At 30.5% G+C, this 13,101-nt stretch carries 15 protein-coding genes; 11 read left to right on the top strand and 4 right to left on the bottom strand.

Annotation, left to right across the window (positions count from 1 at the left end):
• Positions 1–29 precede the first annotated feature (29 nt).
• Genes Q1X91_RS06625 through Q1X91_RS06610 form a run of 4 tightly spaced genes read left to right on the top strand, consistent with a single transcriptional unit; the run spans position 30 to position 2,796 of the window.
• Positions 30–254, top strand: a complete 225-nt coding sequence (locus Q1X91_RS06625; RefSeq protein WP_300754812.1) for a flagellar FlbD family protein — start codon at positions 30–32, stop codon at positions 252–254.
• Positions 255–290: 36 nt separating this feature from the next.
• A complete protein-coding gene (locus tag Q1X91_RS06620) occupies positions 291–1,082 on the top strand; it encodes a motility protein A (RefSeq protein WP_300754809.1) in 792 nt (263 codons plus the stop codon).
• Between the two features lie 16 nt (positions 1,083–1,098).
• Complete coding sequence (locus tag Q1X91_RS06615) at positions 1,099–1,899, top strand: flagellar motor protein MotB (protein WP_300754807.1); 801 nt, start codon at positions 1,099–1,101, stop codon at positions 1,897–1,899.
• 24 nt (positions 1,900–1,923) lie between these two features.
• On the top strand, positions 1,924–2,796 hold the full coding sequence (locus Q1X91_RS06610; protein WP_300754804.1) for a class I SAM-dependent methyltransferase: 873 nt from the start codon (positions 1,924–1,926) through the stop codon (positions 2,794–2,796).
• Positions 2,797–2,842: 46 nt separating this feature from the next.
• Here Q1X91_RS06610 and ptsP read toward each other — a convergent pair whose 3' ends face one another.
• From ptsP to Q1X91_RS06590, 4 genes are all read right to left on the bottom strand, one after another.
• On the bottom strand, positions 2,843–4,588 hold the full coding sequence (gene ptsP / locus Q1X91_RS06605) for a phosphoenolpyruvate--protein phosphotransferase (protein ID WP_300754800.1): 1,746 nt from the start codon (positions 4,586–4,588) through the stop codon (positions 2,843–2,845).
• Positions 4,589–4,607: 19 nt separating this feature from the next.
• A complete protein-coding gene (locus Q1X91_RS06600; protein ID WP_300754797.1) occupies positions 4,608–4,874 on the bottom strand; it encodes an HPr family phosphocarrier protein in 267 nt (88 codons plus the stop codon).
• 199 nt (positions 4,875–5,073) lie between these two features.
• Positions 5,074–5,847 (bottom strand): type III pantothenate kinase, encoded by a 774-nt coding sequence (locus Q1X91_RS06595; protein WP_300754793.1) that lies wholly within the window; start codon positions 5,845–5,847, stop codon positions 5,074–5,076.
• A 7-nt stretch (positions 5,848–5,854) separates the two neighbouring features.
• Positions 5,855–7,249, bottom strand: coding sequence for an HD domain-containing protein (locus tag Q1X91_RS06590; RefSeq protein WP_300754790.1), 1,395 nt, complete (start codon positions 7,247–7,249; stop codon positions 5,855–5,857).
• A 984-nt stretch (positions 7,250–8,233) separates the two neighbouring features.
• On the opposite strand from Q1X91_RS06590, the gene trmD reads away from it, so the two are divergent.
• The 7 genes from trmD to priA all read left to right on the top strand — a co-directional run bounded on the left by trmD (position 8,234) and on the right by priA (position 13,101).
• Complete coding sequence (gene trmD, locus Q1X91_RS06585) at positions 8,234–8,962, top strand: tRNA (guanosine(37)-N1)-methyltransferase TrmD (protein ID WP_300754787.1); 729 nt, start codon at positions 8,234–8,236, stop codon at positions 8,960–8,962.
• 5 nt (positions 8,963–8,967) lie between these two features.
• Entirely contained in the window at positions 8,968–9,459 is a 492-nt protein-coding gene (locus Q1X91_RS06580) for a GNAT family N-acetyltransferase (protein ID WP_300754784.1), read from the top strand.
• A 20-nt stretch (positions 9,460–9,479) separates the two neighbouring features.
• Positions 9,480–9,689, top strand: a complete 210-nt coding sequence (locus tag Q1X91_RS06575) for a hypothetical protein (RefSeq protein ID WP_300754781.1) — start codon at positions 9,480–9,482, stop codon at positions 9,687–9,689.
• Between the two features lie 146 nt (positions 9,690–9,835).
• A complete protein-coding gene (gene rplM, locus Q1X91_RS06570; RefSeq protein WP_013113493.1) occupies positions 9,836–10,291 on the top strand; it encodes a 50S ribosomal protein L13 in 456 nt (151 codons plus the stop codon).
• Between the two features lie 13 nt (positions 10,292–10,304).
• Complete coding sequence (gene rpsI / locus Q1X91_RS06565) at positions 10,305–10,703, top strand: 30S ribosomal protein S9 (RefSeq protein WP_020004916.1); 399 nt, start codon at positions 10,305–10,307, stop codon at positions 10,701–10,703.
• A 41-nt stretch (positions 10,704–10,744) separates the two neighbouring features.
• Positions 10,745–11,110 (top strand): TraR/DksA C4-type zinc finger protein, encoded by a 366-nt coding sequence (locus Q1X91_RS06560; RefSeq protein WP_020004915.1) that lies wholly within the window; start codon positions 10,745–10,747, stop codon positions 11,108–11,110.
• Positions 11,111–11,115: 5 nt separating this feature from the next.
• Positions 11,116–13,101, top strand: a complete 1,986-nt coding sequence (gene priA / locus Q1X91_RS06555) for a primosomal protein N' (RefSeq protein WP_300754772.1) — start codon at positions 11,116–11,118, stop codon at positions 13,099–13,101.

Raw genomic sequence — 13,101 nt, 5'->3', positions numbered from 1 at the left:
GTATAATAGAGTTAGGAGTTTCTGATATTATGATACATATAACAAGATTTGACGGAAGTATATTATATGTTAATCCGCATCAAATAGAATTTATGGAGGAAACTCCTGATTTAGTAATAACGATGTTATCTGGAAGGAAGGTAGTAACTAAAGATAGCTTTGAAACTGTGCTTAACAGAATAGTAGAGTATAGAAGCAGAATAGTTTGTGAAAACAGTATGAAAAAGCCGTCATTCTATGGTAATGAAGATTAGTAAAATAAAAAATAAATTTTAGTTAGAGGTCAAAATATGGATATATTTGTACCATTAGGTGTTGTATTAGTTATAGCTATTAACTTATTCGGTATCATTTCAGGAGGAGGTAATGTAGGTCATATGGTTGACTTTGCATCTGTAGTTGTTACAGGTTTGGGAGGTACAACTTCGCTTTTAGTTGCTAATGACTTAGGAACTATATTAGGTGTTCCTAAAGCTATAAAAGTTCTTTTGAAAAAACCTGATTATGATGAAGCACAAATTATTATAACACTTTTAAGTTTTTCAGAAAAAGCTAGAAGAGAAGGTTTATTAGTATTAGAAGATGATATACAAGAAATTTCAGATCCTTTACTTAAAAAAGGTATGCAGCTTGTAGTAGACGGAACAGATCCAGAGCTTGTAAAAAACATTCTTAATACAGAAATAGATAACGTAGAAGCAAGACACGATACAGTAAGAAAAGTATTTGAAGATGCTGCTTCTTTATATCCTGCTTGGGGTATGATTGGTACATTAATCGGACTTGTAATCATGCTTAGAAGCTTAGGAGGCGGTGGCGGTATGGAAGCTATCGGTTCTGGTATGGCTGTAGCACTTATTACTACATATTACGGATCTGTTATAGCTAACGGTTTTGCTTTGCCTATAGCTGGAAGACTTGCAGCAAGACACTCATCTGAGGCTACAGTTCAAAGTATTATGCTAGAAGGTATATTATCTATACAAGCTGGCGATAACCCTAGAATAGTAAAAGATAAGCTTATATCTTTCTTGCCTCCTTCTCAGCGTCAGAAAGTTAATGAACAAGTTGGAGACAGATAATAATTAGAGGTAAATAATGGCTACTATTAAATTTGGTAAAAAAGCTAAAAAAGTAGGTGATAAGGCTCAAGTACCTGGTCCTTCAGCCCCTTTATGGCTTCAAACTTATGGAGACTTCGTAACATTGGTATTGACATTCTTCGTAATGCTTCTTGCAACAATGTCTAGTTCCGTTAACGATTCTTCTATACAGCTTATCGCTACAGCATTCCAAGGATCATTTGGGGTTATGCCTGGCGGTACTACTTTATCACAAAGCAGACTTATTTACGGAGGAGCTAATGCTGATACATTGCCTTCTACAGATAGAGGCTATTCTATGGGCAGAAGTATTGATAAAGCAGTAGCTGTATTGGAAGCTGAAATAAAAAGCAAAAAAGTAAGGGTAGAAGAAGATGAAAGAGGCTTTGTTATAAGTCTTGGTGCTGACCAATATTTTGAATCGGCTTCTACTAATATAATAGACAGCCAAAATAATGTAGAGACATTCATTAAATTGGCTTCGCTGCTTAGCGGTATTCCAAATGAAATAAGAATAGAAGGTCATACAGATTCAGGATCTATTATACCAGGAAGTATTACTGAACAGAAATTTGGTAATAACTGGGGACTTTCTTCAGCAAGAGCTATGGTTATTTTAGAAAAACTTTTTGAAAATGATCAAACAGCTAAATTGGATAGAAATAAATACTCTATCGCTGGATATGCTGATACCAGACCTGTAGCTTCTAATGATTTGCCTGACGGCAGAGCTTTGAATAGAAGAGTAGATATTGTTATAGTAAGAAATGATGTTACTTACTATAACCAAAGATAATAAATTTAAGACTAACTAAAAATTATGCTTTTAGCTGATAAATGGCAAGACTATAAAATTATAGACTGCGGAGAAGGCGAAAAACTTGAGAATATAGGCGGATTTATAGTGTCACGCCCTGATTCTCAAGTTATTTGGTCTAAACGTTTAAATAAATGGACTAATATGGATGCAATATATCATCGCTCGGATAAAGGCGGAGGTTATTGGCAGTATATTAATAAGCCTAAAGATAATTTTATCATCAAATATGGTGATCTATCATTCAAAATAGAGTTTACTAATTTCAAACATATAGGGCTTTTTCCAGAACAGGCTGTTAATTGGCAGTTTATTATAGATAAAATCAAAGAAAAAAAATCTTCTGCTCATGAAAATATGGAAATTAAAGCTCTTAATTTATTTGCATACACTGGAGGTGCAACTGCTGCATGTGCTTATGCAGGATGCGATGAAGTTGTACATGTTGATGCATCAAAAAAAATAGTATCTCATGCCAAAACAAATATAGAAATTAATAATCTTCATCAAAAAAAGGTAAGATTTATTATAGAAGATGTTATAAAATTTGTACTTCGTGAAGTAAGACGCAAAAGAAAATATGATGTTATAATAATGGATCCTCCAGTATACGGAAGAGGACCTAATGGAGAACTTTGGCAGATAGAAACAAGTTTAACAAGATTAGTAGAAGAATGTATTAAACTTTTATCAGACTCCCCTATTCTATTTTTAATCAACTGCTACACGGCAAGTTTTTCTCATATATCATTAAAAAATATATTATCTTCATCTATAAAAAATAAAGGTACTTTTGAAAGCGGAGAAATAGGACTTCCTATAGAAAACTCTGATATGATTCTCCCTTGCGGTATATATGCAAGATTTTATACATAAAAAAGGAGCTTTTTTAAAGCCCCTTTAATTATCTTTCAAACTATTATTAATAGCTTATTGTCTCACCTTTTTCATGTATTTCTAAGAATCTTAATAATTCTGCTTTTACCTCGTCAGCAGTATCCAAAGTAAGAACTCTTTTTGCAAGCATCTGACATTCAGTTTTATCTAAAGATATAATCATTTTCTTAACTTCAGGTATTGATATAGCAGACATAGAAAATACATCTAAACCTAAACCGAATAACAAAGGCACAGCTAATAAATCTCCTGCTAATTCTCCGCACATAGAAATAATAATACCATTAGCATGAGCTCCGTCTATAGCCATTTTTATAGCTATAAGTACTGAAGGATTATAAGGATCGCATATACTGGCTATTCTTTCATTACCTCTGTCCGAAGCTAAAGTATATTGAGTAAGATCATTAGTACCTATAGAGAAAAAGTCAGATTCTCTTGCAAATGCCTCCGCCCTAAATACAACTGAAGGTGTTTCTATCATCATTCCTAATTCTAATGCCTCATTAAAAGCAATATTTTCTTTTACAAGCTCAAGTTTACATTCATTAAATATAGCCTTAGCTTTTCTAAGCTCTTCCAAAGAAACTATCATAGGAAGCATTACTTTTATTTTACCGAAAGCCGAAGCTCTAAGCAAAGCCCTGAATTGGGTTCTTATAATAGAAGTTTTATCCAAGCATATTCTTAAAGCTCTCCAGCCTAATGCAGGATTCTCTTCTTTAGGCATTTCCAAATAAGGCAGATACTTATCGCCTCCAATATCCATAGTACGTATAGTAACAGTATGTCCGCTCATAGCAACAGCTACTTCTTTATAAGCCTTAAACTGCTCTTCTTCTGTAGGAAAATCAGTATTTTCCATAAAAAGAAACTCAGTTCTATAAAGCCCTATACCATCAGCACCATTTTTAAGAACTCCGCCCAAATCTGCAGGCGAGCCTATATTAGCATATACTCTTATTTTTGTTCCATCTTTAGATACAGCATCTTTATGAGCATATTCTTTTAATAAAGCTCTTTTTTTATCAAATTCATCTTTTAATTTTAAACATTCATCTATAGATTCTTTGGAAGGATCTATAATAACAGCTCCTGTATTTCCATTAATTATAATAGTTTGATTATTTTCTAAATCTTTTAAAATTTCTCCAATACCAACTACAGCAGGAAGCTCTAAAGATCTAGCCATTATAGAAGTATGCGAAGTACGTCCGCCTATTTCTGTAATAAAACCTAAAGTATTATCTAAATCCAAATTGGCAGTATCTGAAGGGGTTAAATCTCTAGCAACAACTATAGAGTCCTTTGGAAGATTAGAAACATCAACAATTTCCTCGCCCTGAATATTTCTTATCCATCTGTCAGAAATATCCATTAAATCCCCTGCTCTCTCTCTTAAATATTCATCTTCAACTTCACTTAAAATTTTAGTATAAACCTCTATACCCTGAGATAAAGCATATTCAGCACAAACTTTATCATCAGCTATAATATTATTTACCTCTTCAAGTAAATCCTCATCTTCAAGCAAAGTTATATGTGCATCAAATATTTCTGCTTTTTCCTCTGAAACTTTTTTGGCTGTTGTCTCCCTAATTTTCAGAAGCTGTTCTTTTGTTTTATTTCTAGCTTCTAATAATTTTTTTTGCTCCTCAGCAACATTTGCACAAGGACATTTAGATACTATAATATCTTTTTTAAGAAGAAGATATACCTTTCCTATAGCTATACCAGGGGAAACCCCAATTCCACTAATTCTTTTTTCCATATTATAAGTCCAAAAAAAATTAATCTTTTAAATTAGCAAGAAAATCTTCTATCTTTTTTAGATTTTCTTGTTCATTTTCACCATCGCAATAAATAGTAAGTACTGAATCTTTTTTTACTCCTAAAGACAAAACTTTTAAAAGAGATGAAGCATTAACTCTTTTTCCAGCTTCATTTTCTATTTCTATTTTACAATTTTGTAATGTTTTTATAAATGTAACAAATTCATTACCAGGCCTAGCATGAAGTCCTGTATCATTTTGTATAGTAACTTTACCTGTAGTCATTGGCAAAACTCCTCCGTTCTTTTCTTATATATATTTTAAAGTATATCAGTTTTTTCTCATTTGTCAAATTATATATGTACTAAAAAGTATGTTTTATATACTAAATACATACTTTTTATTTAATTTATATACTAGATATAATTATTCTATATAGTGCATATTAATTACAAATATGGTATATCGTAAAAATAGGACATATTTAATTTTTATTTATCATACTAAAATAAATGCCCTGAAGTACCAAAAAAGGATAAACTTTACATTTTAAAAGTTTTAAATTTGATATGCCGCCTGTAAGAAAGATTTTGGATTTTATATTGTATTTAGATTTTATATATTTTTTTGTTTCCAAAACAACATAATTCACAGTTCCTATAGTATTATATATAGCTCCAGACATAATAGCATCTTTTACATTATTGTTTATAGGGCTTGGTATCGATGCTATAGGCCCTATTTCATAATAAGGAAGTGAAGTAATATTTGAAAGTGCATGATAACTAGTTTTAGTGCCAGATATTATCATACCTCCCAAAAATGTAAAATCTGAAAGCATAACACTAACTGTTGTAGCTGTACCCATATCTATAACTATAGAAGCATATTTAGTATTATCGCCATAGCCTTCAAGACGTATAGAAGCATAAGTTGATAAAATTCTATCTATACCTATCGAATCTTTAGGTTCATATAAATTATCTTTAAGTTTTATATCATTATGGGTAACTCTATAAGGATTAATGTTAAAACAATCTTCTATGCTGTCCTCAAACAGATCATTTACCTTTAATGATACACTGCTGTAAAATACATTTTTTATATTGCTGTGATTATTTTTTATTTCACTTAATGCATTAATCAAATCCAAAGCATTACTATGCTCTATAGCATTATAATATATTGGAGCATTGTTATTATTTTCAAATATTGCTAACTTAACTCTCGTATTCCCAATATCAGCAAGCAAGTACATTTTTTTCTCAAGCCTCGTCCCTTATATTGTTGCTTTCTAAAAAATTTCTAGTTTTTTCAAGTAAAAATTCTCTATTATTTAATTCAGGCTCATCTAATATCAAATCAAGCAAATAATTTAATATCTTACCTATTAAAGGGCTAGGCTTTAAATGAAATTCATTAATCAAATCATTACCGTCTATTTTCAAATCTTTCACTGTTATAGCATTTTCTTCTTCAATTATCTTATCAATTCTAGCCAAAAGTTTAGGTATAGCCCTGCTTTCTTTATCTTTTCTGTGTCCGCTTCCAAGCCTATCAGCTTCTCTTAATTTTAAAAGAGGCTTAATATTTTCAACACCAATAGCACGCATAAACCTTCTAACTGCTCCGTCTGTCCATTCATCTTGATAATAAAACATATGCTGTCTAACTAATAATGTTACAAAATCTATCTCGGAATTAGAATATTTTAATCTTTTCATTACATTTTTAGCTACTTTTGCCCCTACAACCTCATGATTATAATAAACAGGATCATCTTGTTTTGAAACTTTTTTCTGAACCATAGGTTTAGCTATATCATGAAAAAGTGCGGCAAGTCTTACTAATAAAGTTAATTCCTCTGTTTCTAAAGGTTCTACAGACTGTATAGTATGAAGTATATGATAATAAACATCATATTTATGAAATTTATTCTGAGTAACTCCATATCCCTGCATAAGTTCTGGAAGGATTAATGATAACACCCCAGTTTTTCTTAGAAGCTCCAAACCTCTGAAAGGATTTGAAGATAATAATATACCGTTAAACTCTTCACGTATACGTTCTGCTGCGATAGAAGCAAGCATACCTGTAGAATGTGTTATAGCCTCAAATGTTTCTTTTTCTATTTCAAAATTTAATTTAGCAGCAAATCTTATAGCCCTCATTATTCTAAGACCGTCTTCTCTAAATCTTTCATAAGGATCACCTACAGATTTTATTATCTTACGCTTAATATCTTTCATACCGTCAAACATATCTATAAGCGTGCCGTCCAAAACATTATATGCCATAGCATTTATAGTTAAATCTCTTCTTGGCAGATCATCTTCTATACTTGAAGCATATTCTACATTGTCTGGGTGTCTTCCGTCACTATAATTGCCGTCGCTTCTGAAAGTGGTTATTTCTACATGCATATCCTCTATGATAACAAGTATAGTACCATGTTTTATACCAGTAGGAACAGTATATTTAAATATTCTCTGCACATCTTCAGGTTTAGCATCTGTAGTAATATCATATTCATGCGGAGCGATCCCCATTACAGCATCTCTTACAGCCCCTCCAACCAAAAAACATTGAAAACCCTCTATATGCAGTATTCTTGCTATTTCTTTTATCGGATGCGGTATATCTGTAAATATTTTCTTCACTTAATATCCTATTTATTTTATACTCTATATAGTATATACAATTTTCAATTAATTACAAATTATATTTTATATAAATGAATAATATAATTAGGCTTAATTGAAAAATTCTTGGCAAACTGTTTTATAAGTTTATTAATTTAAGTAAAATTATACTTGTTTCAAAACTAAATTTATTAATACTTATATTTTTTTATTTAATATAATTAGAGTTGGTACTTCACAATAGTGCAAATAATAAATTAAAAAAAATAATTTTTTGACAAATTGTAATTGTTTAGGTATATACTGAAAATTTTTAAGTTTGTCAACAGCGAGCCCTCCCTCATCTTCGTTCGGGACGCTTCCGCACGGTATTGTTTATTCTTATCAAATGTCAACGATACGTGCGGCTGATTACCTATTATTATAAAAAATAAATTATTTATTTTACATTTAAAACTTATAAAACTTATTTTATTAACAACAAATAATATTTTATACTATCTACAACTTATAATTACATTTATCAATAACTCAAAATTGAAAAATCATATTTGTTTAGGTATATACCAAAAATTCTTAAGTTTGTCAACAGCGAGCCCTCCCTCATCTTTGTTCGGGACGCTTCGCGAAAGTGCAAGTATTAGAACTTTATATTTTAAAGATACGTATTAAATGTGTGGTAATACCCGAAATTTGGGCTAAAAATGCAGTTCTTTTGGTTCTTTTATACCACGCCACAGGCGAACAGCGTCACAAAAGAACTGTGGCACGACTGTGTGCTTCGCAGGGCAGTCCCAAAATATAAAAACTAATTTTAACAAAATATAGTTGTTTAGCTATATACTAAAATAATTAATTATAAAACATGTGAAACATTGTATTAGCGTAATTTTTTAATTTGAATAATTTTTATAACTAATTTTACTAACAGCTTTTGAAACAAGTATATTATTAAGTTAATAAAACTATTGATATATAAAAACTATAGGATATAATAAAAAAATGATAATAGATATACTTACACTTTTTCCCAAATTCTATGAAAGCCCTATTTCTATGGGCGTAATAAGCATGGCACTAAACGAAAAAAAAATAGACTTGAATATCATAGACATGCGTTTATACGGAGACGGCAATTATAAAAAATGCGATGATTATACTTACGGCGGCGGACCTGGTATGATAATGACATACAATATTTTTAAGAAATATTTTGACAGTCATAATAAAGGATATACCATCATTTTTTCTCCTTCTGGAAAAATACTCACTCAGAAAAAAATAAAAGAGCTTTCAAATAAAGAGCATATAACTATGATACTTGGGCATTATGAAGGTATAGATTATAGAGTTGAAAAAAAATATGCTGATGAAGTCATAAGTATAGGAGATTATGTATTAAGCGGGGGAGAAATACCAGCTCTTCTACTTGTAGATGCTGTATCAAGATATAAAGGCGTTTTAAATAACAAAGAATCCGTTACAAGCGATACATTCGAAGAAAATTCAAACGGTTTATTAGAGTACGAACAATATACCAGACCAGAAGAAATTGATAATATGAAAGTGCCTGAAATTCTTTTGTCTGGAAATCATAAAAAGATTGATGAATATAGAAGAGAAAGAAGCATAATAAAAACTTTTAAAAACAGAAAGGATATATTTTCTAAAATAGATTTAACTAAAAAAGATATAGAAAGCATTTTTAATTATCTCAAAAATAAGGAATAGCAATAATGAAAATAAGAAAAACAGAATATAAAGATATAGATAAAGTAATGGAAATATTTGATTATGCAAGAAACTTTATGAGAGAAAATAATAATCCTAATCAATGGATTAACGGATATCCTTCAAGAGAAAATGTAGAGAATGATATAAATAATAAACATAGTTATGTATGCTTAGATGATAATGATAATATTATAGGCACTTTTTGTTTTTTTGTAGGAGAAGATGAAAACTATGATAAAATATATGATGGTAATTGGATTAATGACAAAGAATACGGAGCAATACACAGAATAGCTGTATTAAACGGAAGAAAAGGTACAGCTTCTTTTTGTCTTAATTACTGCTTTAATCAATGCAGCAATATAAGAATAGACACTCATAAAGATAATATGCCGATGCTTAATTTCCTTAAAAAAGAAGGTTTTGAAAGATGCGGAATAATATATTTAAAAAACGGCAATGGAGAGAGAATAGCGTTTCAGAAAAGTATTTAGATTTATAAATTTTATAAACAATGAAAAATATATACAAAATAATAAAAATAATAGGTATAAAAAAAGCAAAATCCATCATAAAACTTATAGGGTTAAAAAATATTATAAAACTAAGAAATGCTAATAATATTGCAGATTTTATCAGGATAGTAGGAATAAAAAAATCTGCTTCAATAATCAAACTAATAGGAATAAAAAAAATAATTGATATAATAAAATCTATAAGTTAATATCAGTCAATAACATTAAAATTTCATATGAATATATATAATTAAAATTTGACTTTACAATATCTTTATGTTATAATTACGCACCGTTACATTTTTAGATTAAAACTACCAAATTTTTTAAAACGTTAAATTAAGGTGTGTATGTTATGGACAAAAAAACATTAAAAACAAAAAATAATACTTACGTTTTATCACAAAAAGATATCAAACAAAATTGGCTTATAATTGATGCCAAAGGTAAGTCATTAGGAAGAGTTGCAAGCAGAGCAGCTTATATGCTTAAAGGTAAACATAAAGTAGACTATGCATACAACTTAGACAATGGTGATTATGTAATTATCATCAATGCTAAAGACATAGTTCTAACAGGAAATAAAAAGAAAGGAAAAATTCACTATAGACATACAGGCTACCCAGGCGGAATTAAAGCTGTAAGCTACGGCGAATTATTAGAAAAAAATCCTGAAAGAATGGTAAAAATAGCTGTAAAAGGTATGCTTTCTCATAATCCGTTAGGAAGACTTCATCTTAAAAAATTAAAAGTATATGCAGGAAGCGAACATCCGCATGAAGCTAATAAACCTACTGTAGTAAATATATAATTAGGAGATAAAAATGGCAGCTAAACAATTAACTATTTTTACTGGAAAAAGAAAAACTGCTAATGCTAGAGTACGCATCACTTTAGGCAGCGGTAAAATTTTAATAAATGGAAAAAACTATACTGATTACTTCTGCAACAGAGCAGCACTTCTTAAAGTGGTAGAAGATGCCTTAAAAGTAACAGGAAATTTCGGCAAATATGATGTATTAGCAAATGTACATGGCGGCGGAGTTTCTGCTCAGGCTGATGCTGTTAGACATGGTATTGCTAAAGCATTAGTGGGAGAAAGCCAAGATTTCAGAACTACTTTAAAAAGAAATGGTTTTCTTACTAGAGATTCACGTGTTGTTGAACGTAAGAAGTACGGCAGATCTGGTGCTAGAAAACGCTTCCAATTCTCTAAACGTTAAGTTTTTATCCTAGCAATTATATTTATTTAAGGGTTTTTATAATGACTGCTAAGAAATTAAAAAAATTTAAAGATCTCTTATTAGAGGAAAAAAAGAAAACTTTAGATGAGCTTTTAAGCGGAAATGAAACTTATGAAGCTCTTAAAGAGGATTCTCATGGAGATATGGCTGATATAGCATTTCAGGCTTATGAAAAACAAAATTTAGTAAATTTTTCTCAAAAAGAAAAAGATAAATTGGAAATGCTTAATAATGCACTTAAAAGAATAGAAGACGGCACATACGGTAAATGCATAGACTGCAAAGAAGAAATCAATGAAGAGAGATTAACTGCTTTGCCTTATACTTTAAGATGTGTTAACTGTATGTCTAAATATGAAGATAAAAAACGCCGTGAAAAAATGTAATTATAATGTATGTTAAAGTTATTTTTAATTTACCTATAGATAAAATACTTACATACATAAAACCATATGAGATTAATGATAGCTTGGTAGGATGTAGAGTTGTAGCTCCTATTAAAGGTAAAAACAGCAAAGGTATTGTTATAGAGGAAACTGAAAGGTTAGACGGAAACTATAAAGTATATCCTATCAAAGCTAGAATTGATCTTGAATCAATATGTTCAGATAAAGAATTTCAATTAGCAAAATGGATGAGCAGCTATTATCACTCATCTTTCGGAGAAGCTCTTTTCGCAGCACTGCCAGTAGGTACACCAGCAAAAAAAGAAAAAAAAGCAAAACCAATACCTGCCAAACAAAAACCATACCTAAAACTCAATGATGAACAAGAAGAAGTACTAAAAAAAATTAATGAAAGTTTAGAATCAGAAAAACCAAAAACTTTTCTTCTTCATGGCGTAACAGGAAGCGGAAAAACAGAAGTTTATCTGCAGGCTATTAAAAAAGTTGTTGACATGGGAAAGCAGGCTATTGTTATACTTCCAGAAATATCGCTCACCCCTCAAACTATAAAAAGATTCGCAGAAAGATTTGAAGGAAAAATTGCAGTACTTCACAGCAAACTCTCGCCAAACTCCAAATACAGATATTGGCAGATGATAAAAAAAGATGAAATAAAAATAGTTATAGGAGCAAGAAGTGCAATATTCTCCCCTACTCCAAATCTTGGAATAATAGTTATAGATGAAGAGCATGAAACAAGCTATAAGGCTGGAGATACGCCAAGATATCATGCAAGGCAGGTTGCTTTTTACAGAAAAAATCATGAAAATGCCCTTCTTCTTCTTGGAAGTGCCACACCTTCTATAGAAAGTTTTTATTATGCTTCTATAGGAAAAATAGAATTACTTAAACTAAATAAAAGAGCCGCTTCAGTTAATATGCCGGAGGTTAAAATACTCGACTTAAAAAAAGAAAAAAGAGCTGAAGTTTTCCCTATGATAACTCAAAAATTAGTTGAAGAGATAAATAAAAAGCTCGAAAAAAAAGAACAGATAATACTATTTTTAAACCGTAAGGGATACGCTCCTGTTGTAGCATGCTCTTACTGTCAAAGGGTTCTTGAATGTCCTAACTGCTCTGTTTCTTTAACCTATCATAAAAAGAAAAATGTTGTTATGTGTCATTACTGCGGATATACTCAATTTTTGGATAATGAGCTTTGCGATGAATGTAAAATAGGACATTTTGAACGTATAGGAAGCGGTACTGAAAAGGTAGAAGAACATTTAAATATACTTTTTCCAAATGCTGTTATAGAAAGAATGGATCAGGATACTGTAGGCGGCACAAAAAACTATGAAAAAATATTTAAAAGATTTTCTGATGGTGAAATAGATATACTTGTAGGAACTCAAATGATAGCTAAAGGACTTGATTTTCCTAATGTTACTTTAGTAGGCGTACTTTTAGCAGATATGTCGCTTCATATACCAGATTTTAGAAGTGCTGAAAGAACTTTTAACCTCATTACTCAGGTAGCTGGAAGAAGCGGAAGAGGAGAGAAAAACGGAGTAGTATATATTCAAACCTATTCCCCTAACAATTACAGTATAGAATGTGCTAAAAATCATGACTATATAGCATTTTATAATCAGGAAATAGAAAAAAGAAAATACCCGATTTATCCTCCATTTACACGGCTTGTGAGACTTGTAATAAGAGGCTTAGATGAAAAAAAAGTCGAAAGCGATGCTAATATAATAGCTGATATGCTTAGAATGGAGACTTACGAAAACTCAGATAAAATTACAATACTTGGGGCTGTAGCATGTACAATAAGTAAATTAAATAAATATTACAGATGGAATATATTAGTAAAAACACCTTCTCATTCTCTATTAAGCGGATTTTTCAATAAGCTTAATAATAATTTTAAAGCTCAAAAAGGTAATTATATAGAAATAGATATAGATCCTATAAGCATGCTATAA

Source organism: uncultured Brachyspira sp. (assembly GCF_949287625.1).
Taxonomy (GTDB): domain Bacteria; phylum Spirochaetota; class Brachyspiria; order Brachyspirales; family Brachyspiraceae; genus Brachyspira.
Note: the sequence above shows the minus strand (reverse complement) of the source record. Positions and strands in the feature narration are given on the sequence as shown.

Bases quoted from the DNA above. Each gene is read 5' to 3' on its own strand.
- Q1X91_RS06625 (WP_300754812.1), top strand. From the start codon at position 30: ATGATACATATAACAAGATTTGACGGAAGTATATTATATGTTAATCCG.
- Q1X91_RS06620 (WP_300754809.1), top strand. From the start codon at position 291: ATGGATATATTTGTACCATTAGGTGTTGTATTAGTTATAGCTATTAAC.
- Q1X91_RS06615 (WP_300754807.1), top strand. From the start codon at position 1,099: ATGGCTACTATTAAATTTGGTAAAAAAGCTAAAAAAGTAGGTGATAAG.
- Q1X91_RS06610 (WP_300754804.1), top strand. From the start codon at position 1,924: ATGCTTTTAGCTGATAAATGGCAAGACTATAAAATTATAGACTGCGGA.
- ptsP (WP_300754800.1), bottom strand. From the start codon at position 4,588: ATGGAAAAAAGAATTAGTGGAATTGGGGTTTCCCCTGGTATAGCTATA.
- Q1X91_RS06600 (WP_300754797.1), bottom strand. From the start codon at position 4,874: ATGACTACAGGTAAAGTTACTATACAAAATGATACAGGACTTCATGCT.
- Q1X91_RS06595 (WP_300754793.1), bottom strand. From the start codon at position 5,847: ATGTACTTGCTTGCTGATATTGGGAATACGAGAGTTAAGTTAGCAATA.
- trmD (WP_300754787.1), top strand. From the start codon at position 8,234: ATGATAATAGATATACTTACACTTTTTCCCAAATTCTATGAAAGCCCT.
- Q1X91_RS06580 (WP_300754784.1), top strand. From the start codon at position 8,968: ATGAAAATAAGAAAAACAGAATATAAAGATATAGATAAAGTAATGGAA.
- Q1X91_RS06575 (WP_300754781.1), top strand. From the start codon at position 9,480: ATGAAAAATATATACAAAATAATAAAAATAATAGGTATAAAAAAAGCA.
- rplM (WP_013113493.1), top strand. From the start codon at position 9,836: ATGGACAAAAAAACATTAAAAACAAAAAATAATACTTACGTTTTATCA.
- rpsI (WP_020004916.1), top strand. From the start codon at position 10,305: ATGGCAGCTAAACAATTAACTATTTTTACTGGAAAAAGAAAAACTGCT.
- Q1X91_RS06560 (WP_020004915.1), top strand. From the start codon at position 10,745: ATGACTGCTAAGAAATTAAAAAAATTTAAAGATCTCTTATTAGAGGAA.
- priA (WP_300754772.1), top strand. From the start codon at position 11,116: ATGTATGTTAAAGTTATTTTTAATTTACCTATAGATAAAATACTTACA.